The organism is Aureimonas psammosilenae, assembly GCF_009176975.1.
In the GTDB taxonomy this organism is placed as follows: domain Bacteria; phylum Pseudomonadota; class Alphaproteobacteria; order Rhizobiales; family Rhizobiaceae; genus Plantimonas; species Plantimonas psammosilenae.
Window position 1 is genome coordinate 1 of record NZ_WEZG01000023.1, and the last position, 23,874, is coordinate 23,874.

At 57.4% G+C, this 23,874-nt stretch carries 24 protein-coding genes, 1 tRNA gene and 1 pseudogene; 7 read left to right on the forward strand and 19 right to left on the reverse strand.

All coding sequences use genetic code 11. The features are described 5' to 3' along the window. The 9 genes from F9929_RS22885 to F9929_RS22925 all read right to left on the reverse strand — a co-directional run. Positions 1-1,019, reverse strand: a 1,019-nt coding sequence (locus F9929_RS22885) for a contractile injection system protein, VgrG/Pvc8 family (RefSeq protein WP_152048879.1), incomplete at its 3' end; no start/stop codon positions are given. Continuing rightward, the gene (locus tag F9929_RS22890; protein WP_152048880.1) at positions 1,016-1,510 is read right to left on the reverse strand and encodes a hypothetical protein; all 495 of its coding nucleotides are present in this window, start codon (positions 1,508-1,510) and stop codon (positions 1,016-1,018) included. The genes F9929_RS22890 and F9929_RS22885, both read right to left, overlap by 4 nt. 11 nt (positions 1,511-1,521) lie before the next feature. After that, a complete protein-coding gene (locus F9929_RS22895; RefSeq protein ID WP_152048881.1) occupies positions 1,522-3,876 on the reverse strand; it encodes a phage tail tape measure protein in 2,355 nt (784 codons plus the stop codon). Between the two features lie 172 nt (positions 3,877-4,048). Continuing rightward, entirely contained in the window at positions 4,049-4,330 is a 282-nt protein-coding gene (locus F9929_RS22900; RefSeq protein WP_152048882.1) for a phage tail assembly protein, read from the reverse strand. 74 nt (positions 4,331-4,404) lie between these two features. After that, entirely contained in the window at positions 4,405-4,680 is a 276-nt protein-coding gene (locus F9929_RS22905) for a phage tail assembly protein (RefSeq protein ID WP_193227885.1), read from the reverse strand. A gap of 262 nt (positions 4,681-4,942) precedes the next feature. Next, positions 4,943-5,449 (reverse strand): hypothetical protein, encoded by a 507-nt coding sequence (locus tag F9929_RS22910; RefSeq protein ID WP_152048884.1) that lies wholly within the window; start codon positions 5,447-5,449, stop codon positions 4,943-4,945. After that, a complete protein-coding gene (locus F9929_RS22915) occupies positions 5,446-5,778 on the reverse strand; it encodes a hypothetical protein (protein ID WP_152048885.1) in 333 nt (110 codons plus the stop codon). Before F9929_RS22915 ends, F9929_RS22910 begins: the two co-directional genes overlap by 4 nt. Before the next feature lie 399 nt (positions 5,779-6,177). After that, positions 6,178-6,645: a hypothetical protein gene (locus tag F9929_RS22920; protein ID WP_193227886.1), complete on the reverse strand. Its 468-nt coding sequence runs from the start codon at positions 6,643-6,645 to the stop codon at positions 6,178-6,180. 56 nt (positions 6,646-6,701) lie between these two features. Further along, the gene (locus F9929_RS22925) at positions 6,702-7,124 is read right to left on the reverse strand and encodes a helix-turn-helix domain-containing protein (RefSeq protein ID WP_152048886.1); all 423 of its coding nucleotides are present in this window, start codon (positions 7,122-7,124) and stop codon (positions 6,702-6,704) included. A gap of 250 nt (positions 7,125-7,374) precedes the next feature. Here F9929_RS22925 and F9929_RS22930 point away from each other — a divergent pair, with 250 nt between their 5' ends. Continuing rightward, positions 7,375-8,823: an SMODS domain-containing nucleotidyltransferase gene (locus tag F9929_RS22930; protein WP_193227887.1), complete on the forward strand. Its 1,449-nt coding sequence runs from the start codon at positions 7,375-7,377 to the stop codon at positions 8,821-8,823. Beyond that, positions 8,820-9,716: an S-4TM family putative pore-forming effector gene (locus F9929_RS22935; protein ID WP_152048888.1), complete on the forward strand. Its 897-nt coding sequence runs from the start codon at positions 8,820-8,822 to the stop codon at positions 9,714-9,716. Before F9929_RS22930 ends, F9929_RS22935 begins: the two co-directional genes overlap by 4 nt. 837 nt (positions 9,717-10,553) lie before the next feature. Here the strand turns inward: F9929_RS22935 and F9929_RS22940 are convergent. The 4 genes from F9929_RS22940 to F9929_RS22965 form a co-directional block, all read right to left on the reverse strand. Continuing rightward, positions 10,554-12,371 carry a DUF3987 domain-containing protein gene (locus F9929_RS22940; RefSeq protein WP_152048889.1) on the reverse strand — a complete coding sequence of 606 codons (1,818 nt, stop codon included), beginning with the start codon at positions 12,369-12,371 and terminating at the stop codon, positions 10,554-10,556. 1,182 nt (positions 12,372-13,553) lie between these two features. Then, on the reverse strand, positions 13,554-14,054 hold the full coding sequence (locus F9929_RS22950; protein WP_235919524.1) for a helix-turn-helix domain-containing protein: 501 nt from the start codon (positions 14,052-14,054) through the stop codon (positions 13,554-13,556). Between the two features lie 928 nt (positions 14,055-14,982). Next, positions 14,983-15,255 (reverse strand): hypothetical protein, encoded by a 273-nt coding sequence (locus F9929_RS22960; protein ID WP_152048891.1) that lies wholly within the window; start codon positions 15,253-15,255, stop codon positions 14,983-14,985. Continuing rightward, complete coding sequence (locus F9929_RS22965) at positions 15,252-15,890, reverse strand: AAA family ATPase (RefSeq protein WP_152048892.1); 639 nt, start codon at positions 15,888-15,890, stop codon at positions 15,252-15,254. Before F9929_RS22965 ends, F9929_RS22960 begins: the two co-directional genes overlap by 4 nt. A gap of 517 nt (positions 15,891-16,407) precedes the next feature. On the opposite strand from F9929_RS22965, the gene F9929_RS22970 reads away from it, so the two are divergent. After that, on the forward strand, positions 16,408-17,043 hold the full coding sequence (locus F9929_RS22970) for a hypothetical protein (RefSeq protein ID WP_152048893.1): 636 nt from the start codon (positions 16,408-16,410) through the stop codon (positions 17,041-17,043). 1,131 nt (positions 17,044-18,174) lie between these two features. Here the strand turns inward: F9929_RS22970 and F9929_RS22975 are convergent. Continuing rightward, positions 18,175-18,504 (reverse strand): hypothetical protein, encoded by a 330-nt coding sequence (locus F9929_RS22975; protein ID WP_152048894.1) that lies wholly within the window; start codon positions 18,502-18,504, stop codon positions 18,175-18,177. A 761-nt stretch (positions 18,505-19,265) separates the two neighbouring features. Here F9929_RS22975 and F9929_RS22980 point away from each other — a divergent pair. Next, positions 19,266-19,550 carry a hypothetical protein gene (locus tag F9929_RS22980; protein WP_152048895.1) on the forward strand — a complete coding sequence of 95 codons (285 nt, stop codon included), beginning with the start codon at positions 19,266-19,268 and terminating at the stop codon, positions 19,548-19,550. 8 nt (positions 19,551-19,558) lie between these two features. On the opposite strand, the gene F9929_RS22985 is transcribed toward F9929_RS22980, so the two are convergent. Together F9929_RS22985 and F9929_RS24210 are read right to left on the reverse strand one after the other, a co-directional pair. After that, positions 19,559-20,125: a hypothetical protein gene (locus F9929_RS22985; protein ID WP_152048896.1), complete on the reverse strand. Its 567-nt coding sequence runs from the start codon at positions 20,123-20,125 to the stop codon at positions 19,559-19,561. 2 nt (positions 20,126-20,127) lie between these two features. Beyond that, complete coding sequence (locus F9929_RS24210; protein ID WP_193227888.1) at positions 20,128-20,298, reverse strand: hypothetical protein; 171 nt, start codon at positions 20,296-20,298, stop codon at positions 20,128-20,130. 234 nt (positions 20,299-20,532) lie between these two features. Here F9929_RS24210 and F9929_RS22990 point away from each other — a divergent pair, with 234 nt between their 5' ends. Genes F9929_RS22990 through F9929_RS23000 form a run of 3 tightly spaced genes read left to right on the forward strand, consistent with a single transcriptional unit; the run spans position 20,533 to position 21,856 of the window. Beyond that, entirely contained in the window at positions 20,533-21,255 is a 723-nt protein-coding gene (locus F9929_RS22990; RefSeq protein WP_235919527.1) for a type II toxin-antitoxin system RelE/ParE family toxin, read from the forward strand. Then, positions 21,252-21,548 (forward strand): helix-turn-helix domain-containing protein, encoded by a 297-nt coding sequence (locus F9929_RS22995; RefSeq protein WP_152048897.1) that lies wholly within the window; start codon positions 21,252-21,254, stop codon positions 21,546-21,548. Before F9929_RS22990 ends, F9929_RS22995 begins: the two co-directional genes overlap by 4 nt. A gap of 35 nt (positions 21,549-21,583) precedes the next feature. Continuing rightward, positions 21,584-21,856: a hypothetical protein gene (locus F9929_RS23000; protein ID WP_152048898.1), complete on the forward strand. Its 273-nt coding sequence runs from the start codon at positions 21,584-21,586 to the stop codon at positions 21,854-21,856. Positions 21,857-21,916: 60 nt separating this feature from the next. Here F9929_RS23000 and F9929_RS23005 read toward each other — a convergent pair whose 3' ends face one another. The 3 genes and pseudogenes from F9929_RS23005 to F9929_RS24215 form a co-directional block, all read right to left on the reverse strand. Beyond that, positions 21,917-22,894, reverse strand: a complete 978-nt coding sequence (locus tag F9929_RS23005) for a hypothetical protein (RefSeq protein WP_152048899.1) — start codon at positions 22,892-22,894, stop codon at positions 21,917-21,919. Between the two features lie 138 nt (positions 22,895-23,032). Then, positions 23,033-23,105: transfer RNA gene (locus tag F9929_RS23010), tRNA-Leu, on the reverse strand. A 562-nt stretch (positions 23,106-23,667) separates the two neighbouring features. Then, positions 23,668-23,874 (reverse strand): annotated as a pseudogene (locus F9929_RS24215) (hypothetical protein); the annotation flags it as partial.

The following is a 23,874-nucleotide window of genomic DNA, read 5'->3' on the forward strand; positions in this document are numbered from 1 at the left end:
ATTGAGGTCTTCAGGCCGGAGCCGTCGAGACTATGCCGCGCGCTCTTGATGACATAGATGCCGTCGACGTCGGGATCGTGATTGGAGACAAGCGCCCGCGCGCCGGCGAAAACCTCCGGGCGACCGGGGAAGCTCGTCGAGAACGAGACCTTGCCGCGCGTGAGTCCGTCTATGGTCGCCTTGGCCGCCTGGCGCGCCTCCTCCTCGGTCTTGTAGAGCTTGCGGTCGCGGTAGCGCGGCTTTCCCTCGCCGACGACGACGCTTTGCCGCTCGCCCTTCTTCGTGTCCTGCCAAGACGCGGACGCGCTCTTGTAGGAGCCGCGATCGGCGCCGGTCGCCTCCCAACTTTCCTGCCCGGTCTGCGTGAAGCTGAAGACCGGGGCAGGGGAGCCGCTTGGAAGCGTGCCGGCGCCTGCCTTGTTCATGATGAGCCGGGAGTCGCCGATCTTGAAGTTCCCCCCGATGCGCTTCGCAAGCCGGGTGAGGAAGTTGACGTCCGACTCGCCGGACTGATCGATATGACCGATGGGGAGGTCGCGAAGCGCCGGATGCACAACCGCGTCGAGGCCGTTGCGCTCCGCCACCTGTTCGACGAGTTCGCCCACGGTCTTGCGATGGTAGGAGCGCGAGCGCGGCGCCTTGATCTCGGTCGTGAACCCGGCAGCCTTCGCCGATACCGTCAGCGTGCGCGGAAGGCCGCGCTTCGACCATGTGTCGACCTCGAATGTCCCCATGTAGACGAGGCCGGTCGTGGCGTAGCCGAGCCAAATCTTGAGCTTCGCGCCCTTCTTCGGCGCCGGTATCTGCAAGCGGTTGTCGATTTCGAGGTCTACCGAGTCGGACTCAAGCCCCTCATTGTCATCGACCGATACCGACATCAGCGGCGCGCGGTTCGTCAGCGAGCCGAAGCCGGTCGGGATAATCATGCCGCCGCCCTCCAGGGGCAGGCCGAAGGGTGCCGGAATGAGGTTCGCGGTGATGTCGATCCCGTCGAGCACGATGCGCGCGGCAGGGGTCAACGGATGCCTGCCTTCCGACCGGCATTGGTGATCTGCCAAGCGGTGATCTCCACCTTGTATTGCTCATCCGACCAGTCGCCGGCGAGTGCCTTACTCATGAGATCGTGCGCGCCCGCCGGCGTCATCGCTCCAAGCTCGGCGGCTCGTTTGCGCACGACAGCAATATGGGGCGGCACCGTTGGGCTTGGCGAAGTCGCGCGAACAACGCCTGCTGCGGCTTGAGCAACAGACGCCTCCGCCGCCTTGAGCTTGTTTCGAGCTATAACAAAAGCACCGAACAAGGGTTTTTCCTCGTCCGTCATGCGCTTCGGTGCGGCCCCATTTTTATCTATGGTGCCGTTGATCTCGCAGGCCAACTTCGCGCGCGCAAACTCCTGGATAAGGGAAGAGCTTACTATCCGACGCCCTTCTGCCTTAGACTTCGCTTGGTACTCAGCAACGAATGCGCTGATATCTTCGGAAGTCGGTTCTTTCAACTTGAAATCATGCATGTCTCTTCTCCTTAATCGCTTAAAAACCCACGTTGCCGCGACTGCATTTTTCGAAGAACGGCCTCCACTTCGCGCGCCACTGCGCCGGGGTCCTGCGCGCCGTGGATGTGGAAATGGTTCTCCTGGCGCCCCTGATGATAGGTCGTCGACCCCGGCTTGCTCGACGACCCGGCGGCCATCGCTTCTGCACGCCTACTAAGTTCGGAAAGCCGATGGTTCGGCACGATCCCGCCGGAGCGCCCTGGCGTGAAGAGTTCCGGGCCGCGCTCGCCGACGAGATAGGTCGAGCCGCCGGAGACCGGGCCACCCCGCGCGCGGGCACCGGCGATTGCCGGCGTGGTCGGCGCCGCAACGCTGACGTTCGGCAAACCTCGCAACGCGGTCGCGAGGGCGTTGGTCCGGTCGATCGCGTTGGTGATCGAGGAGACGTCGATGAACGGTTGTGCGGTGACGCTGACAGCTTGGCCGATCCGGGCGCCAATGTCGGTCGCCGTCAGAACTGCTTTCGTCCCTTCGGTCTCTAGCGGACCAACGATGTTCGGTACGGCTGCGCTCGTAAGGCGGCCCATCTTCTCGACTACACTCTCAGCCGGGCGAGGCGTGGGAACCGGAAGCAACTTCGGTGACAGGTCTTTCGGCGCCGTCGTCGGATATGCCAAAGGCGGCAGGTTTTCCGGCGCGAATGGATTGCGCGGGAACGGGTTTCGGGACCGCTGCCCTGTCTTATCCGCACGGCGCCGGGCCGCCGCCTCGATCTCAGCACGTACAGTCTCGACCGAGACGCCCCGCGTCGCCGCTTGCTGTTCGATGGCGCGGCGCTGGCTCTCGGTCGTGCGGGAGTAGTAATCGCTACCAAACCGCCCGGTGGCGACATCGTAGATTGCCTTCGGAGCAACGCCGAGCGGCCCGTCAAAAACGCCATCAACAAGCCGGTCCCGCCGCCGCTGCTTCTGCGCGGCGGTGTCGTCGTCGGGCGCGACGAGACCGAGCGCCTGGCCTGCATCTTTTACGATGTTGATCGCGGCGCTCGCCGTATTCGCGGCCTGCGCGATACGGTCGAAAAACACGCCGATCGCCGTCTTCTCGCTTCCGAGGTCCAGCGTGTCGCGGATCGCCTCTCCAAGATCGCTGATCGCGGACTTTGCCGCCATGAACTCAGAGAGATCGACCGTCGCCTTGAAGCTCTTGAGTTCGGTGCCGATCTCCTCAGCAACCCGCAAGCCGGCGTCGAGACCGGATTGGACCATCGGCATGGAAAGGTTTCCAAGGTCGATGCCGAGCTTTTCGAGCCCGTTCTTCGCGATCTGCCATTGACTCCAAAAGTCATCGAGCTTGAGCGTATAGTTCTTGTCGAGGCTTCCGAACCACCGCGTCTGATCGCCGGCGAGTTCCAGATTTCGGCGATACTCGTCGGTTGCCTCTGCCAGCCGAAGCATTTCGTCGGCCCACTCGGTTCCGACGAAAGACGTCAGGAATTCCATCCGATCTGCCTTATCGAGCTTTCGGATTGTATCCAGCATCGACAAGAGAGCGCCGTTCGCATCCTTATCTACGAGCTTGGCGAACTTCTTCGTCGAGCCCATGTACTTTTCGAACGTCTTCTTCCCCTCACCGCCAAGCTGGCCGACTGTCAGGAGCTTTCCCGCCAGCGCGCCGGTTCCGGTCGCTGCTGTCTCGGTTGCCATGCCGATGTTCAAAAGCGTCGAACCAAGAGATAGGCTCTGTTCTTTCGTCAGACCGAGAGTTTTCAGCGACGCGCCGATCCGGTCCATGTACTCCACAATGCCGGACTCGTCGGCAATGCCGGCATCAGCAAGAGAATTCGTTAGGTCGAAGACCTCTCGGATTTCCTTGTCGGTCATCTTCATGCCGGTCGCCAGCTTGGCGGCGAAGTTACCGACGTCTTGGGCGGTCATGCCGAAGCCGTCAGCCGCCTTCGTCGACAACTCGGCAAAGTCCTTCAGACGGTCGAGCGCGAGGCCGGAAGCGGCGCCACGCTCATAGGCGCTGGCGATCTCATTGATACCAGAGGCCAACCGGCCCGAAGTGGCGAGGGCTTTGATCTCCTCCCCAAGCCGGGCAGTTTGCTCTGCCGTTGCGCCGGCCTTTTGCTGGATGCCAGTAAGAGCCGACTGGAAATCGGCCGCAACGGCGATCGACTTTTGACCACCGAATGCGAGCGCGGCAGGTGCCGCAACACGAACGGCAAGCATCGGCGCCTGCATCGCCGACGCAATGCGGCTGTTGGCTGCTTGGGCATGACGACCGAGGGCGGAAAGCTGGCTTTCAGCCTTACGGACGGCGCCGCCGAGGCTGGACTCCAGATGACCGCCGATCGTGACCTTGACCGAGAAGTTCTTCGCCATTGTGCGGCTCGCTACGGTTTACGGGAATGGGACCGGGCGATCTCGTTTTCGAGATCGAGAGCGTCGTCGAGCCATTCTTCGATCTCATCGACGGTCATTTCTAAGATGTCCGCGAAGGAGAAGAGCCCCATCGCGACCCGGTTCAGCGCCAGGACGGCTCGGCGAATTTCGCCTACGCCGACTGACGCCCCGTAAAAGCCCGATACTGCGCGTTGACGGCGCCACCGTCGATCTCATCGAGTTCTTCGATCACGTTCGGTGCGACATTGCAGAGACGAGCGAAAAGAAGAACGCTCCTCTCTGTTGAATTGCCTTCAAACTTCTCGGCCGCAATTACGTCCTTCGTCTTCGGGCGGCGCAGAGTGAGGGCGGTATACTTCTCGCCGTCGATGTCGACGGGGAATTCGAGCGAGATCGTGACTTCGGTACGTTTATCGTAGTTGGCGGTGGTCATGGGTTTCTCACTGTCGGGAGGGAAAAGATTGAGTTCGCCGGCTGCGTCACGCGGTGAAGCAGGCCGTTTTTGATCTATGCGGAGGGCGAGAGCACGATATCGGCGAGCAAGCCGTCGATCTGCCGGTTGAGAGCTTGCCCAACGCGATCAAGATCGACCTGATCGAGCGCCAGGAACACCTTGAAATCGATTTCGCAAAGCAGAGCGGCGAACAGCATTCCTCGCTCGGCCGCAGTACAGTTCCGCGCACGACGCTGGAGGTCGTGCGGAGTCGCCCGGCGCATCGTCAGCCGGGCATAGCGAACCCCGTCGACATCAACGGGGAAGTAAAGGTCGATGGTCTCGGCCAAAGAGGTCATGACCTTCCCCATTCCGGGGAATTAAAGAAGACTGGCGGCTCCTCCTGCTCGGTGTGCAAGGGCTGATCGCCAGCCATCAGGCCAGGGAGCGAGGGAATCGACTTCAGTGGCTCGTATTGGTCTGGGGTATTGCGCCGAACATAAACGCCTTCGCGCGAGGCAACTGGCTCGCCATTCTCCCAATGAATCATCCCCCGAGGGACTTCATCAACCGGACCACGGGCAAGGCCGTCGCCTTTAGGGTTCGGATAGCTCACACTCCAAGACGGCGGCGCTTTCCGAAAAGTCTCAGGATGATCAACATCCACTGGCTCGCTGAGTGCCTTCCCCCGGTTCCGAAGGTTTTTGTCTTGCTCTTCGAAGGCGGCCAGGTCTGAAACGAGCCTTCCAATGCCATGGCCGCAGAGGGGTACTCGGATTTAATCCGTTCGGTCAGGCGAGCGGCGGCCCGACGATGGTCATCAACGGCACGCCGGAAGGCATCCCGATCTTCCTGCGCAGCCGCATCAGCATGGGCCGCTTGAAGAGCGGCAATGGCGGCTGTAGCGAGAGCAACGTCCTGTTCCGCGTCGAGCTTGGCAGCGTCAGCCAAGATCAACGCATCCTTGTCTTGTTTCTCGATGGCCGCTTGGCGCGCGGAGGCCGCCGCTGCGATGCGCCGATCGGCGTCGGCTAGCTTGGTTTGCTTAGCTTCGAGTTCCAACGCCAGGTTGACGGTGGTCGGTTTCTTGGGGCCGAGAATGTTGCGGATGAAGCTCATTTTGCTTCCTCGTCGTTCGACACCGCGACAACATTGGAAAGGGGAGCTTCAGGCTCACGCCCGCTCCAAGCAGCATCGATTTCGAGAAGGAGACCTTCGAGTTCCTCCACGTTATTTCGCACGCTGGCGAGCTGGATGATGGCTTGAGAGAGGTTCTGATGGAGGCTTGCCTGGAGGCGGGCAAAAATCTCGCCGTCGCTGGAGCACGCGGTAGAGATGTAGCGCAGATAGGTGCTGGCGCTGCTGGCAATGAACTCGGCGCGTCTACGCGCATCGCGCGTCGTGGCGATGCGAGCGCGATCGGCATTCGGGTCATGGGTGGAGGACATTCGGGTGCTCTGATGATGCCGCCGGCTCTTCGACCGGCGCCCCGATAGTTCCCGTGCTGGCGATGCTGAGGGAGGGTGTTCTGGTATCCCCACCCTAGAAATGGCAACGGCGGCCGATCCGAAGACCGCCCGCCGTCATATCAACAGGAGCCCGACCATGAAGCCGGATCGTGCAGGCTTTATCGGGATGGTTTTGGTAGCTTCCGAAAAAACTTCGAGTTCTGTGACGGACCAAAGCAAAGGTTGCAGACGCCATTGGGAGGACTATGATCAAGTCGGGGACGGCATTCGCGTCGCCCCCTCTTGGTTATTCGAAGATCAGTTCCAGGCTCCAACCGAATAAACTGATCCTGGCCGGTGGCGACTCGCGTTGCCGCCGGCACTTCGGTCTTGAGCGGGTCAGGTGACGGGCTGGAGAAGCTTTGACGCTTCCGAACCGATCGGCGCCGGAGCTTTCATGTTTCGCACGCCCCTCGCTGGACGACGCCTATCTTCGATGCCAACAGCGATCTGCGTGAGGTACTGGATAGCTTGCGGCATCGCTAAACCAAGCCGGTGAGCAATAGGCTGGAGTTCGGCAATGATCTCTAGCGGCACGATTTTTGCCCGTGGGATCGGAACAAAGTCAAAATTCAGGAAGCCGAGGACCGCCTCTAGACTCTCCAGGCTCGGCCGATTTTTGTGTCTCCACGCCTTTAATGTGCAGCGCAGCACGCCCGAGCCGTCTTGCACATCGTCATACGTGCAGTTCTGCCGCTGCATTTCCGAGAACGCGAGCTTCACATGCGGGCTAACGCGCTCGGGAATTGTGACGCCGGTACGGCGCTTTCGCTTTGCTAAATCTCTTCGGCTCATGTCGGCGAGCATCACGCCATGCGGATGAGCAATGGAGGCTGATCGGATCGCTTGCAAGCCGGGGTGCGCTAGTGTCCTGCGTGCTTCAGTAAATCGTCTATCGCGGCCCAATAAGACATATGGCCTGCCGCGTTTGCGAACGTCTTGAATCTGTTCATTACGTCGAGCGGTCCCTTTATCGATAAAACGTCGATTGGCCCATCGATCCGTACACGCTTCACGCGCGTCACCGTCTCCGGCGAAACGATGTCGAGCCACTTGGCTGCACGATCGGCTTCCTCAGCGGATCGCGCAGGAAGGAAACGCCGCTCCCACATAGCGCCGCAGGCTATTTCGATGGACTTGGGAATGACGACAGGACGGCCGTCGCCATGACGGCTTCCTCGCTCATAAAGGGTAATAGTTGGCTTCTTGAGGCCGAGCGCTTCGGCAGCTTCGGCTTGAGTGTATCCCAAGGATTTCCGCCAGAACCGGAATTGTTCAGAGTCCATCGCGCCAACGAACGCCTTCTATACTGAGTCGCATTCACCTAGATATCAAAATTCTTGTAAGGAGTCCGAATTTTTGCTGTCATCAACATTGAGATATCCGATTAAATCGGATTTATTACTCACCCAAAAATGAGCACTCAACCCGCGAGTTATGATTCGAAATTAGACGACTAAAATCGAAATTCTACAATTGCAGGATGAACCCAGACAACCCAGATTAGGATTTTAGTCGTCTCTGAGGGGTGGTCGTTTGAAGCTCCCAAATGATTTTAATGCGTTCCTTCGCGATACGGTCAATCTCAATCAGACCAGGCTCAGCAACTTAGAGAGCAACGTCGAGGCGTTGAAAAACTTCCTCCGGCAGCAGGATTGGGGCGTCAAAATCCGTACGTTCCAAGGCCAAGGTTCCTGGGCTCACAACACAATAATCAAGCCGGTAGATGGCGGCGAATTCGATGCCGATCTTTTGGTAATGGTCGATCCAGTCGAGGGATGGACCGCTAAACAATATGTAGATGCGCTTTATCGAGTTTTCCTCGATAGCGAGACCTATAAAGGTAAAGTCACACGCTATCGGTACTGCGTAACCATTACCTACGTCGGCGATCGAAAGGTCGACATAGCGCCTTGTATCAAGGATCGGCGGTGGACTGACACCTACGAGGTTTGTAACCGAGATGCAGATGCTTTCGAAGTGAGCGCACCGGCCGCTTATACGGCGTGGATAAACGAGCGGAACGGATATTCCGGCAAGAACTCCTTTCGAAAGGTCACGCGCCTTCTGAAGTACCTACGGGACATCAAAGGCCGCTTCACATGCCCTTCCGTTCTCTTGACCACCATGATCGGCAACCAAATCAACTTCTGGGATAAAGACGCTACCGACTTCGAAGACACCCCCACGACGCTTCAGACCATCATGGGTCGTCTCGATAATTGGTTGCAGGCGAACGAGAGCAAGCCGAAGGTTGTGAACCCTAAGCTGGATAGAGAAGACTTCGCCGCACAGCTGACCCAGGATCAGTACGCGAACTTTCGGAATGTGATTCACAGATATCGAGGTTGGGTCGACGAGGCCTGCGAAGCCAAGACACGCACCGACAGCATCAAGGCTTGGCGCCGCCTATTCGGTGATGATTTCGCCAAGGGTGAGAACGTATCGGTCCTTTCGAAGGGCAACCTTGTTGAGCGGGCCTCCCTTGGCTCTCTGGTGCTTTCAACCGCTGCCCATCTCGACAGCCTAGTTGATGAAGTGATCAACTTTGGCCGATCGGTTCTACCGGCTGCCTTCTATCGTCCACCCCACCAAAAAACGCCGCCATGGCGGGCACTCGAAACTATCTCGCGGAACGTGCAGGTTACAGCCGTTTACCAGCGGTCGCAGTGGAGTTCACCCGGTCAGTCAATCGGCCCTGGTGATGCTCTTCCGCGATCTGGCGGACTTTGGTTCACGGCGACGATTAACAACGGTCAGGCCGTCCCTGAAGGGTTTCGAGTCGAGTGGCGCATTACCAACACCGGGACGGAAGCGCTAATGCACCATTCGGGGCGCGGCAAATTCTATGCAGGTCAACGCATTCACAGTCGCTGGGAGGGACTAAGCTATCGCGGGGTGCATATCGCTGAAGCGTTCATTATTCGAACCCAAGACGAAGTGCTGGTCGGGCAGAGCGCTCCCTTCGAGGTGGTAATCCGATGACTGCGACCACGATCCCCGTCGTTCAGAACACGGAGCCCTTCCTGACGCTTCTGCGCGCCCGGTCACAGTTCTATGCTGAAGCCGGAAAGTTCCAACAGGCGCAGTTCGTTTTGACGGTCTGCCTTCCCTTCATCGCTGGTCTTGTCGGCGTCTACTTCGATACGTTCAGACCGTTCGCAGCGGCCGTAACGCTCATCATTACCGTCGTCGATACGACGTTTATCGACCGTGAGTTTCGTCATAGGTTGAAGGTAGCTGCCCGAGTTTGCGAGCGCTTCGATTGCGACCTTTACGGTTTGCCTTGGAAAATGCTCGTTGCTGGCAAACCCGTCGACTTCGAAGACATCAGCAAAGCCGCTCAAAATTGGAAACGCGGCGACGGAAAACTCGTTGATTGGTATCCAAAGGCGGTGGATCGCGCTCCGCTCGAGTTCGCTCGGTTTGTCTGTCAGCGAGCGAACCTGTGGTACGATAGCACTTTACGACGAGGCTATGCCCGAAGCCTCTTCATCGGCGCTTGGCTGGCACTTGCCATTCTGGCTGTGATGGCTCTGGCTCGTGGGCTGGATTTACTGAATTTCTTTATGTCGATAGCGCCTGCTGCCCCAATGATGGTTTGGGCTATCCGTGAAGGGCTTCGACAAAATGATGCAGCTACTGCAAACGATACCCTCAAGGGGGAAGTCGAGACAGCGATAAAAACCTACATCTCCGGCGCGCTGGATGCTGGAGCGGCAACCCAGCTTGCACGCGACATTCAGGATGGCATTTTCCTGCGCCGCATAGGGACGACCCCGCTTCTTATACCCCAACTCTACCACTGGCGGCGGTCCAGCATGGAAGGCCAAATGAATGATGGAGCGGATGCCCTTCTCAAGCGCGCCGGGTTCTAATTGCTAGAAACCAAGCATGGTGATCTTTCGGTTTCAGTTTGCCGGAAACCCCTGACTTCTATGCCGATTAAATCGGACTCATAAACAAAAAGCGTTGAAAAAAATCTTGCATCTGCCGGACCCTCGGGGTCGTGCGTTACCCGCCCCCATGCCGGTTCTGGAAGTACCTAAAGTTGTATATGAGCTTGATTTTTACAACCTGATGGATGCAGCCACGCAACCCGACCTCCGCCGCGATCGAAGCCGATCCTCACGACCCTCATCGCGCTCCTTACGATGCATCGTCTCCACCACGCTTCGATCCATTCTCATTGAACCATCAGAAGCCCCCTTGCTTCCGCTCGATGAACCGAAGCAAGCCGGGCTTGGGCGCCTGATGATCGCCCTGTCGAAATGCACGACCAAATCAGAGCAATACGGGACTAATTCAGGACCAATCCGAAATCACGCAGGCTCCACCGCGCTTCTCTCGCAATCCTCTGGAAACATTGGAATATTGGACCGACTCAACATCCCACCCCGACCAATCCGACCAATTCGGGAAGCGTTTTGGCTCGACACCAGAAATCCGCTCAATCTCCTGGCCTTCCAAGAGAGAAAGAAAGTTCTCTTAGAAGGGTGTCTATATGGAGCATCTGAATTGCAGGGATCGCTTTCGCTTGGCGGCGATTGCAGGCGATCCACCGAAAAGCCCTCCCGAATTAGTCGGATAGGTCCGCAACGGCGGCGCTTACACGGCGGAAACCCCGGCGCTGCAAGGGTTTCTGCGGTCTGGCGTAGGGCGTCATGCCCGCTCCCGGTTTGGTCCCGGATTAGTCCCGTTTTGCTCTGATTTGGTCACGCCGCTTCGGGATTGCCGATCCTGCGGATCATCTCGGCGAGAGCCGGATTGACGATGTAATCCAATCGCGCTCGGCCCGTGCTGCCTCGCCCCGCTTCAGTGCCGCCGTCGCGCTGCCGGTTCGGGAATACGATGGAAGCGTCTGCCAGCCGATGGAATGCCGCCTTCACGTTTTCTGATCGGGTCAGGCCTTTGACCCTTCGGCCTTCGCGAATTGTGCTGGCGTTGACCGTTCGCTCCCCACTTTCGGCAAGATAGATCGCGAGACGTCGAGCATCTTCATCCGCCGGCGTAGAGCGTTCCTGACCAAACACAGCGGCGGCCTGGTCGACGAGCGCATCTTCCCATAACGAACGAGCGTTCTCGAAGGCCCACTGGCTGACATGCTCTGGCTCATCCGCGCTTGGCCTTCCGGCCCATCGCATCAGTTCGAGGACTAAGGCGATGCGCAAGACCATTCCCGGACCTTTCGCCATCCACCCCTTCATTCCCGGCCCCTGATAGCGGGAGTTGTTCTCCGTCTTGGTGCGCCACGCACTAAACTCGTCGCGGCAAGACTCCTCAAGGTAGAGGACTATCGGCTCGCCGCTGGCGTCGAAGTCGAGAGCGCGCAACCGCTGGAGGGCAAGCCGAACGGGATCGAGCGGGAGCGTTGATCCCTGAAGCTTCTGCGGGTGAACCGAGGGCAGGACGTAGATGAAGCGGGCGAAGAAGCCGTCGTCTTCACTACCTTCGATGACCTTGCGCAGGACGTCCGTTTGCACGCCACCGAGAACCGACAGAGCGCAGCGCTCCGCGATCAGCGGTTCGCTCATCTTCACACGATCTAGCTGCCCGCTTCGAGCGCCGTAAGCCTTTAGAGCAAGCTGGCGGCCGTCCCCTTGGGCGTAGGTGTTGAAGCTCTTCCAGAACGCGGGAAGCTCGTCGAATATGCCGACGAGTCCGCGAGGGTTGTCGGCGAAGAGCGCGATCAGCTTCTCCGGCGTCACGTTGCTGACGAGAAGGCGTTCAAAGACCGGCTTGTCTGGCTCATCTGGCGGCGTTGGGCTCGGCCGCTTCGCCCGGTCTGCGTCACGGTGCGCGGTCTCGAAGGCTTTGACCTCGGCCTGATACCGCAGCTTCTCCCGCGCGTAATTCTTCTGCCGGCGTTCGTTTTCAGGATGAAGCTCCGCATCGATCTCAGTGACGAGCTTGTGAGCCCTGTCGATCGACGGGCTCTTCTTGTCGCTCGGCTCCCCGACCAATGCGGTCCATAGGATAGCGGGTTCTGAATATGTGAAGGGCATCGGCGAAACTGCACGCACGGTCCCGATCACACCCGCGCAAGCCGTAATCCAGGCGAGGACGAGGTAGTTGGTCGGCAAGCCGGTGTTCGCGGTCTCTTGCGCGACGAGATCGTAGAATGGTCCGGTCAGCGTCGCGGCGCTGATGCGGGGGACACTCCGGCTTGTTTGAAACAAGCCGGCGTCTGGCTGAGGGAAGGCGAACTGGACCGCTTTTGGGCTCCGCTTCCCTTCGGCTTGCCCACGTTCGAACTGCACCGCACAATCGGCTTGCATCGCCGTCATGTCCTGCACGTCGAAGTGCATTCCTCCGCGCCGCGAGATCGCGGCCCGCCAGACGCGATCGGCGGAAAACTGGTCGCTATAGCCAGCCCCCACGAGGAGGCCGAGCTTGTAGGCGCCTTCAACGACGCATTCCCGCCAAAGCGTCAAAGGGTGAGCGGCGAAAGCTTCGAGATCAACGACGCGGGCCGCGAACGGACGATCATCGTCGGCATGATCGAAGTCTCTGGTCCGCTTATGCAGGGTCATTCCATGCCTCAACCAAGCGGCGCTTTGCTGCCGCGAAATGCCGTTCCTGAAGCTCGTTTCGATAAAAGCGGGCACGTGAAAGCGCCCGCTTCCAAAGCGGCGGGAACCATCGTGCGACTGGCCCGGCGAAGAAATCGGCGATGTAGACCCCGCCAGGAAAGACGAATGTTAGCCAAAGCTCTTCACCTTCCAGCCCTACGGAGCTATGCGGATGAAGCCGCTCCCAATCCGAGTCACGGTAACGCCGCACACGGCACCAGGCTTTCGGATTCCGCGCAAAGTGATCCGCGTCATCGGACGCCAAGAGGCCACAATCAGCCCCCGGCGCCGATGAGCCGTCGATATCCATCGTAGAACTCATGGAGGAATGAAGATGGCTCGGCATTGCAGACGCCTGCCACTTCTTTAATCGACGATCGGATCGCCTTCTTTGTGAGGGGCGACTTCGTTGCGTAGCATCCAAATGCAGAGAGTGTTGGCTTCATACCGTGGTGTCTTCCCGACTTTGATCCACGCCGGTCCTTCACCATCCCTTCGCCAACGTTCTAACGTTTTTACCGACTTACCGATTAAACGAGATACGACCTCTTGAGTGTAGAGAATGGGTGTCTGTTCCACGGGATGCCCTTACCTGTGAGGGGTAGTGAGTAGGTATGAGGGTGTATGAGGGGCAGCCCGTAAGGGAGGGTGTTTTGGTCGCCTTTAAGCCGCTTCAGGCTTTTCATCGCCATTGACCGAGGGTTCCGACGTCGCAGCGAGTAGCCTGAGCGCGCGGGCGCAAAGCCGAGAGTCGGTTGGCCCGAGATGCGTCCCATCTTCGCTCGCGCCCTCTTCAAGAGCTGCCGCGAGCGCCAAGATGAGATCAATGCCTTCAATGCGCATGCTATTCCCCTTGAGGGCGCACGACGTCACCCGCGCCGGCCCAAAACGGCGCGCGTCGTCAACCAGCAGCCCCATCGCCGATCGATCTAAATATCTGAAGTGATTGCGTTATCAGCATCGCCGACAACGGCTTTATATTACACAGTCGGACTCTGATCGCAAGGAGTCCCGATAGCATATTCGATATAATCGAACATCCGTTACTTACCCGTCGATGACCCGTTGCTTCAACGGGTGATGGTAGAACACGGCTTCGCCGAAGTTCTGGCGGGAAACAGCTTAAAAGGCGAATGTGTAGCGTCAGGATAATGGAACGAAACTTGCTTCTAGCCTTCTCAAGAGCCTTTCGCGGGCCGTGGAACGGCTCGCGTCCGCTTTTTTTCGGTTTCCGTAAGAGGAAATGGTTTGGGTCTGGTTTTTGGGTGACAAGGATGTCACCCCTTCTTTTCCCGGATCGAACACGGCCGCGAAGGGGCGGAACAGGGCGGCGGGGGTCTCCGCGAGCCAACGGGCGAGGCTTTTGGCGTCCTCGAAGAAGGGCAGCGCCAGGGCGGTCAGCTTGACGGTGAGGCCGAGATGGAGCCCCTGCGCGTTGCAGCGCGTCGAGAGCTCGATGTAGCCGAAGCGCACGAGGTCCACGAGATAGCGCCGGATGGTGCGGGGCGAGCGCGCCATGATGTTGCCCGCCGTGCCCTTGGTGATCGTCGTCTCGCGCCCCTTGCCGCAGCGCGCGCGAAGGACCTGAAGAAAGGCCTTGGCGTTCGGCGTCAGGCGGTCGTCGCGCGCCGCTGTAGTCGACATTGGTTGAGCGTACTGGCGGCTGTCGTTCGGTGCAGGCCGTCGGTGGCGCGGGCGCGGGGGTGCGGCCTTACGCTCAGTCTTTGCGACCTCCGCTCGGCCGACGTTCTCAGACCGCCTTTTCGCTTCCACGATCGAGATCAAACCGGCGGCTTGGTCCCGCCAGATCGCAGCACGCGCTAGAAAGTCGGGGTGCGGGGCCTGGGCGCCTGGAAACAGGTCATGCGTCGCCACTGGCTCGCTATCATAGGCGAGCGCCCGCGCCGCCTTGCCAACGGGCAAGCGGAATCGTTCTGCCGTCATCGGTCCTACCTTGCGCGAGACAAAGCGAGGCCGTGGCGGGAAGCCGCGATTTCATTTGACGATGAAGGTGAGGAACGCTAAATCTGAATCCGACCAAGGTATTCAGACGAAGGCTCCGGCGGCTCCCGCTTCGGGGCCTTTTTCTTTGCCTATGGCGTCTCCATTGGAGTGAACGGGTTCAGCATCAACCCACGCGCTCCCAAAGCGCTGTGGCGTCTGCCGACGTAAAGCTGCGAAGGTCAGACTTCGCTAAAACGAGGCGGATAGCTTCCGATCGCGATGCAAGACCAAGCCGGTCGCGAAGCGCATCCAAGTCCGCAATCTCCCGCTCATGCAGCATGGCCTCGGTCGTGCGAAGACCCAGAGCCCGCCGCTTTTCTCGATGTCGCGTCGATTTGGTAGCGTGATCCATAGCGAATGCCTCATGCAATCCCTAGGGAGACGCTACGCGAGTCGCCGCCGGCTGGCTATAGGGGCCTCAGCGAAGTTCAGTTTCAGGCAAGGTTGGCGATCAGGGAAAGGGAATGGGGTGCAATGCCCTATGCGGCTTGCAAAGAAAGGATAACGTTAAACAGTTAAGCCAGCACACCCTTACGAAGGCATACCGTTATAGGGGTATGCCGACCTTCTACGATTGAGCCTGCTTCTTCAGTTCATCGACGCTCGGGTGCCGGCGCTTTTTCAGAATGTGGTCTACGCCCTCCATTAGAAGGTCGTGGACCTTCACGCGCTCATGGAATGCGATCTCGCGGAGAACGTCGTGAACCTCACGGGGCAGATAGGTCGAGGTTTTGACGACGCCGCTTTCCTTCTTCTCGGGCACCGGCTTGGCCTCCGCCGCTGCCTGCTTCGACTCATCTACCTTCACGTTCAGCGTTGAGAACACGGATGGACGCGTCATTTCTTATCTCCTTTGGAGCGCTTCGCGATCCATGCCCAAAGAGAGCGCATCTCCTCGGCCGCCTTGCTGTCCTTTGAAAACTCCGTGACGCCCTGCCCCGAGGCGTATGCATCCTGATAGTCGGCACGCTGGATAATCATGGGCAAGGCCAGCTTGCCGATCGCCTCCAAGCCGTTCTTCATTTCGAAGGCTCGGGGGTTATTCGGCTGTGGGGGACATTGGTTTAGAACGAAAGCGAACGGGGTCCCTCCTCTTATGATGGCTTGAACTGTTGGCGCGACCGCATTCGCGTCGAGCCGGGTTGGACGAAGTGGCACCAAACAGAGTGTCGCCGCCTCCATCGCTCTGTGTGTCGCAGTGTTGTCAGCGCCAGCGGTGTCGAGGATTACGGTCGTGAACTGGCCGTTCAGCGCCTGAACCATCTCGGGCAGCTTGGCGATCCGATCCGCCGGAAATGGTTCGACGTGAGGCGCCTCCGCCTCTCGGGACTCCGCCCATGCAACAAGGGATCGTTGCGGGTCTAGATCGAACATCACCACCTTTTCCCCCGCCTCGACCGCAGCGACGGCAAGGTTGGTTGCCAACGTTGTCTTCCCTGCTCCACCCTTCTGCGTCGCCAATGTGATGATGTGCATCGATACCCCTATGCGATTACGCCTTCAAACAGGTTTAAGGGTGCAACCTTAAGCGAGCGTAGCGTTACGCATGTGTGCAGTTTTAATGGCATCACTGTTTGCCCCTAAACCCTTACACCCCTATACCTTTTTAACGTTATGCCGTTACACTACTATTTGCGTTGAAATTGCTGAATGGCAGGCGACTCAATCTGGGCGTCGCAAGCAGGGAACGAACGTTGATCTATCTCCGCTACTTAGAAATCCAATCCAGACGGTGTTCCGATTCCTCAATAGCTATGATCTTAAGATCATCGCTCAGGTAGTGCATTTTGTGATAGTGTGAGGAAGCTCTTTGCCCCGAAGACAAAAACCCAAAACCTCCTCATTCGTTGAGAGGATTCTACCTTATACAACTATTTCGAGTGCGTTATCTGCGATAATCGCAGCAGCGGTCTCATTCGGGAATTATCAGCAAGCAACGAAGCAGGCAGGTATTTCAGAACGTGCGCTCAAGTCCGCGAACCGTAACAATGAGATGGCGGAATTTCTGAAGACACTACGCTCCGTGTGCTCTAACGTCTCTCTTCTGAGTAGAGATTATTTTGGTAAAGAGAACTACGTTTACAATACTAACTTCTATATTCCAAGTCCGAAACCCATACAGCCGGATGATCAACGGTATATTATAATTGTTGGTAGTTCATCATATCCCGATCCGAACCGCAGTAATATCTTAACAATTGCAAAATCTCTCCGAGAGACTTCAGAAGAATTGACCCTGCGCTATGAACTCGTCCAGCTTTATTTAACCGAAAGCGAAGCTCAAGAGTCCGAAGCCTCTAAAATCGAAGCTCCCATCATAGATTTTCTCAATCTCGGATATGGAATCGAGCATCAGGAAATAAACTCGCGTAATGTCGTCGAATACCTACTTGCTTCAAGCATAATGTGCGCATCTCTACCAAATCGAGTTGCCTCGTGGTTCAGGAACTCAACTGACAACAGGCTAGGTTATATATTGCGTTTCGATGACGTCGAGTTTCAATGGAAATCTTCCATGACTGATCTGTGGATGTACAAGCGTCCTAGAGGATTGAGTCTTGAGGAGCGGGATGAGCAACCGAAAGACCAAAACGTGATCGTTCGTCCCGATCTAGCGCAGCCAAACTGAATACCGGCATAAAGTGCTTGGAACTTCGCCAGCGGCATTGAAAACCCCTGGCTTTGAGTTTCCGGCATGCACTGAAACGGTGGCTACGGCGGACCGGCCGCACCAACTCCCAAAACAGACCGTTATGGGGCCCTCCACGGTGTACCGATAGGCTGTACTGTAGCGGTATACCTTTTTGATCCGAACCGCCCTGAACTAGGTTTCGGAAACTAATATCCCGGACCGGTCATTAGTTTCGCGGGGCGTTGCCGGAGTCCTCATGGAGCTTCGCAACCTCGGCGACGTCCCGCACGGTAATGATCCGCCCCGGCGCGCCGCCTGCCACCTGATCGAATAGCGCATGGATAATTGCTTCAAGATCAGGAACAGGAACGGAGACGTTCCTTCCGAAAGGAAGTCGGACGCGCCTCCCTGGCTCGATCTGACGGATCACTACATCCCTTCGGTGGCCTTCAGGTATTGGCTCCGCAAGGAAGGCGGGCGGGAACGACGAAGCCTCATCGTCCGTCATTGGTCGTAACCTATGTGACCGATTGGGGTGGCCCGCGAACCATGCCGCGTCGTCGGCCTTCCATTCGGAGTCTTCAAGGTTCACTAGTGCAGTGCCACGGACACCCGCTCGTCGGCGAGTATCTGTCGCTATATCGTCAATAGCGCTCAGATGACCTTGTAGAGCGTCTAGGGTGCGATTCACGTCTCCTCCAGGCGCCACCTTAGAGCCGAGTTTTCGCGACGTTGTTGGCATCGCTTCCAAATGGCGGGTCGCGTAGAGGCCAGTCACGATCTCAACTGCCAGTTTTGACCGGCAACAGTCGGTCGTGAGCGCTACCCTGCCGGCGGCAGTCTTTCCTCCAAAGGTGCGCTCGTTGTGTTCAAGCTTGCGGCGACAGAGCGTACAGTGATCCCCATCTTTTCGGAGAATTATCGCGAAATCCTTCTCGAAACGACGGCGTTCAGCGCGGTTCATTATGGCGCCCCATTGTTGCTTCTCTGGATGATCGCCGATGCATCTAAAAGCAATAAATCGGATCGTGTCGGCCTCCTCGATCCCGAAGGCCGAGGAAGTCCAGATATGGGCGTTGTCTCTACATAATCCGTCAGGTCCACGAGCCCGATCGGCGCTCCTCTAAATCAGAACTGGTATTGGTGGTGTTCGTTGGTACCGTGATCGAAAATGGTCACAAGCCGTCCTTTGACCCATCCTATGTAATGGTCGTTGGAGCCGTGGTCGAAGCCTGAGAAGCGGCCACCATTTCGCTTGAAGACCACATGAGCATCTGAGCCATGCAGGAAGATTTGTGCTGTTCTCATATTCGAAAGATGGGAGGCCGTCTCAAAATCGTAGCTCTCCGTCATGTGGGTGTGTTCCCCGGTTTCATGGCTGTAAATGCTGTTCGGGATCACGCCCGCGATCTGCAAGGCAGCGGCATAAGCAATCGCGCGTCGGGTCGGTTCTTCCATAACTCTTCTCCACGTAAATATGCATGGCAAATCTTACCCGCTGTTGCAGATAATACCTTGCGCGTTCAGTTTAGTCCCAGCAACCCAGGAGAGCCCAATGGAAGTCATCCCTAAACTAACGCCTACAGTGCACCGTGCACTTAAGCGGGGGCAATTAGCTTATGTTCATGCACGAGAAGGCTTGTCTTTAGTTCTGGCTTTGAGTGAACCCGGAAGCGGTGAGAAGGCTTTTTGCTTCCTTCCTTTCGATGCCGGCCACCCTCCACGGATTTGGGAGGATCATTTGGCTGGCCGGACTGAACCTATGTTACTCGTTGACTCAGACTGGATTGTTGAGGCTTGGCCGAGTGAGCATAGTCAGCCGGATAGTTCTCCTCTTCGACGAACCCCAGGTGCACTAGTCATTACTGAAACCGGGCCTTTCCTAGTCACAGCCGAAGATCAGTATGGCGACGCCCTCGCTGTGAACCTGAAGACCGTAGAGGTTGATACGCTCCCACGACGCGGCTGGCCTACGCTCGACTGGAAAATATGGGCGTCTGAGAAGGATCGTGGTTCGCCGAATGGTCGACCGCTTTTCACATGTAAGGTGAAGCCGACCAAGGCGTAAATTTCATACCCAATGTGGGTCTATTGCTGGCCGTTGAGTCCACCCATGCCGGTGAAACTAACTCCGCTCGGCGCGTGTCATCTTCAGCAATATGCCTACGGTTGACCGCATGAAGAGGCTACGAGTTGGCGGTGAAACTGGATCAATAAAAATGGAAATGACAACAGCAGAGATTGATGCGGCCGATGCCGTCGAAATGGCAAGGAAATTTGACCCTGGCTCGGTTGTTGCTGGCATCTTTCTGCGACGCAAACTCAACCGAGAAGCGCGCCCGATCCCTATTGAGCTACATGCCGAGTTGTTAGACGCGGCATGGGACCAAATCAATGCAATGGTCGCAGACCAAGAAGATGTAAAAGGCTGCGAGGAGGCAAGGTTACTTTTGGTCGACGCAGTGAAGCGTATCTGCAGCGTAGCTCGCAGCTTAAGGCACTAGGAGCTGGTTTATGGCTCTTTCGCTGCAAGCCGCTGTTGCTCGGCATACCAATCATCAACCCTTTGCAGCCCGAAAGTTTGGACGTAGCCAAAATGGCGCTGCATCCAAGTCAAAGGAACAAGAGCATCGGGAAGGTGCCCTCTAGCACGGCGCTCCTCGTTCACCGCCATGAGGTCCACCAAGCGCCGAACTGGCGGTTCGTCAACTTCAATCTTTAGACGTTGCTTTTCTGCCCACCGAGCATTTGCATCCGTTGGGTCACGTCCGGCGATCTCGGCGGATAGCTCCGTAAATCGCCTTTGCAAATCCGAGTGGATTTTTGCTTTTTTTGCAGGCTTCAACGTTGCTGTTACGGTAGATGCCACCGCCACCGCAGCAACCAAAACCTGCGCTAGATGGCTGTCTTTTCCGCCTAAAAGGGCGATTACCGCTCCGACGCTAACAAGCGCATTCACGACGGCTACGTAGTCCGTCCAACTTCCATAAAACGCCGACATCTTCTCATGATATCGACGAGACTTCGCGATCGCGAATGACACCTGATATCGACCGCCGTCATCGTCCCAAGACGGCACCGTCACTTCTTCGGCGGCTTCTCCTGGAAGTAGTCGGTCGTCCGAGTGTTTCCCTGCCGGCCCTCTTCCTTCCTCTCCCATTCCCTTTCTCTCTCCCGACGCTCCACTTCCTCACGGATTTGGCGCTGCCGTTCTTCTTGCTCCCGCTTACGCTGATCGCGATCGTCGGCCATACGCTGCTCCCATACCTACGGCAGCAACATTGGAGTTAGGGATGGCGACCGTCAATCGCACGAGCGTATTATAGCCGCCTAATAAACAGATACTGGTTGTCCACTCACTCGCTTAGGTCTTCCTTGCCGAAGCCTCCATCAAAATTTTGTATGGAACGGTTTCACTGCAGAAAACGGCTAGGTTGGAACGGTCTAGGTACGTGCGCTGTTCGGCGATCCGAACAGACTGCCGGCATGTTGGTTGAAGTTGTCTTTGGAACGCGGCCCCACCCGAAAGCGGAGTTAATTCCGGGGGTTCTCGAGGAGGTCGGAACCAAGCCGCTGTTCCTCTGCCTCCAGCTTGCCGCCATCGAGGCTTTCGCAGCGGCGTCGCGTTCGCTAAATCCTGAGAAATCAGGTTTTCTGGGGCATGGGCGCGGAAGCGACGCCCGCGCGTCCATATGCGTTTGCATGTCCGAATATTCCATCGGACTTTCAGCGAAAATCGTCGTGTTTTGCCTTCATGGATCGCGAGGGAAATTCGCGAAGGAATTATGCCGCCAATCCCGGTGGAATATTATCGGAAATCCGAAATTTGAATGCTACGAAATTGCAATCCATATAAGGAATTATATAATCGTGAGTGTAGAGAAGGAACTGAAATTTCGCGGATCGTCTGAGAAGGATTACAGAGGTTTTCCCAAAGGCGTGACGCAGGACATAGGCTATCAATTGCATTTAGTTCAGTGCAATCGAACGCCCGCAAACTGGAAGCCAATGACAAACGTAGGAGCTGGCGTCTACGAAATTATAGAGCAGGATCAAGCGGGTTTTTATCGTGTAATTTATACGGTCAAGTTCGCGGATTACGTTTATGTCCTGCACTGTTTTTCGAAAAAGACGAATAAAACCAGCCAACGTGATTTGGATTTAGCTTCTGATCGATATCGAGAACTAGTCGCGGAGTTAAAGAAATGAGCGATAAGGCATACAGAAGCGTATGGGACGCCATTTCAGAGACGCCCACTGAGGCGCGAAACATGAAACGGCGTTCGGCGCTCATGATGGCAATTAATGACCTCATAGACGCGAAGGAAATGACGCAAGCCGAAGTCGGCAAGATTTTGGGCGTTGCTCAGTCGCGAGTGTCTAATTTGGTTGGAGGCAAAATCAGCCTATTCAGCTTGGATACGCTAATTGAGTTCGCCGAAAAGCTGGGACTTTTCGTTAGGATGGATATCGACGCGTCTCAAACGCTTGAAGCCGCATAGAATTCTTGCCTGCTCACGCTTGGAAGAAAAAGGGATTGCCCGGTCTACGTGAAGTTGAAGACCGGGGCAGGGGAGCCGCTTGGAAGCGTGCCGGCTCCTGCCTTGTTCATGATGAGTCGGGAGTCGCCGATCTTGAAGTTCCCCTCGATGCGCTTCGCAAGCCGGGTGAGGAAGTTGACGTCCGACTCGCTGGACTGATCGATATGACCGATGGGGAGATCGCGGAGCGCCGGATGCACAACCGCGTCGAGGCCGTTGCGCTGTCCTTATTGAATAAGGACGCGGCGACGCTCGTCGCGGATCAATAGGATTTCGCCAGTCTTAGCGAAATGAACGAAAGGATGCGATCGCGATTCATCGGAGGGCATCTACCGATCGCTGATAATCGCAATCACAGCCGATACGGAAGATGTCGCTTCTACGCACAGCGCTGCCAGTTGTCGCGTCGCTGTGCGCCGGTGCTGAAGGTTGAGCGCCAGTGCCAGCGAAGCGCGGGCGTGCGCTCTTACCTCCTTATAGCTGTCTCCCGGAAAGACTTTGCCGATATACGCCTCCAGCATCCGGTTGGCGTCGGTTGGGCTCGCCTTCACGCCGTCGAGTGTGCCATGCACCTCGGCAATGTAGACCGCCTGCGCCAGTGAGATCAGCACTTCGCGGCATAGGAGGCCGATGGCTTGGCAGTCCTCTTCGGCAACTGCCGAGTCGAGTTGACCTCTTGCCTTCGCGAGCACCCGGTCGACGCGCTCCCACCCGGTCGGCTGGCGCTCTTCGACGATAATTTTCCCACGCGACGCGGCGAAACTGACTGCGGGCTGGAACAGTTGCTTCAGATAGGCGCGCCGTGCGGCGTAGCTGCCGAAGTGCTCCTTCCAGTGATGGAACCAAGCCCACAAATCGGCGTGTGGGTTTTCGTAGGGTGCACCAAGGTCGGAGCAGAGCGCCTTCAGTCGAGCCTCTCGCGCAATATAGTAGTCGTCCACATCCTGAATGCGCTCGCCGCCAGTGGAGACCGACACCATCATTTCACGGTGGATGATGAGTTCTGGAAGCAGCACGGTTGCACCGGTGACTTCCTCGATACTCCAAGGAATTACCTTGATCCGCTCCGGGGCCGGCATGAAAGGGAATATACTAGTGGCCGCCTCGCCGACCCGCTTCCGGTCATGATCTGGCAGCGCTTCGAGAGCCTCAAAGAACGGCTTCGGCGCACGAATTGTCACATCCGTCCCGCCGAAGCGAGGAGCCGCTTCGACACTCACTTCCGCGTGTGAGAGGAGTTTTGCCAAATCGAACCGCTGGAGGCTTTCGAGGAAGCGACAAGCGTTTTCGGTTGGGTGAAAATCCATCGGTCGGCGCATCTTAGCAGCGTCTACGTTCCCTGGATGACATCACTGCTGCATCAAGGGGAAAAACTATTCCCATAGATAGGGCACATACACGCTATAGCCGCCGCATCCGGGATGTCAGTTTAAGATGCGTGAGCGCGAGAGCGGCAGGATTTGAACCTGCGACCCCTCGCTTCTCAAACGAGTGCGCTACCAGACTGCGCTACACTCTGTCATGCGGCTGTGCCGATGCTCTGTAGGTATGGTGCCTCGTCGGCATCTTCAACAATCTTTTGAAATTGGGGCAGGCTACCGATAGCCTTTCTTCGCGTCGAGACGGCACGTTGCCACCCATATCGGACAACACGATATCGGACCGAAACGGCTAGGCCGGAACGGTCTAGGTAAGTGCGCTGTTCGGCAATCCGAACAGGCTGCCGGCGAGTCGGATTAGGCCATTGGGCGCAGGGCCTTTGACCCTCAAAGCATGTTGCGATCAGCAACGTATAAGTGCGCAGTCCGCTGAAGCTCCCTGATGGCGCATTCGCGCCGGCTCCGGTCTGTCGAGGAAGACTTGTGCAATCCGGCCTGCGCACCCGATCTCAAAACGATCGATCCAGCCGAACCCCGATGATGCAAAATCGCCTGTTGCAAAATGCAACAGGTAAGTGCGCAGTCTGAAATTCAGCCTGATGCTCGCGCCGGCTTTCGCCGTCTTTGCTCATCGTAGAGCGGGAGGAACGTCGCAGCGCGTATGGCGAGATGGCTCCTAAAGAGAGCGGGACCAAGCCGCTCTATTCTTCGGCGTCGTCTTCCGCCTCCGGTTCGCCACCGTTGACGCTCTCGCATTGGATTGAGGTCTTCAGGCCGGAGCCGTCGAGACTATGCCGCGCGCTCTTGATGACATAGATGCCGTCGACGTCGGGATCGTGATTGGAGACAAGCGCCCGCGCGCCGGCGAAAACCTCCGGGCGACCGGGGAAGCTCGTCGAGAACGAGAC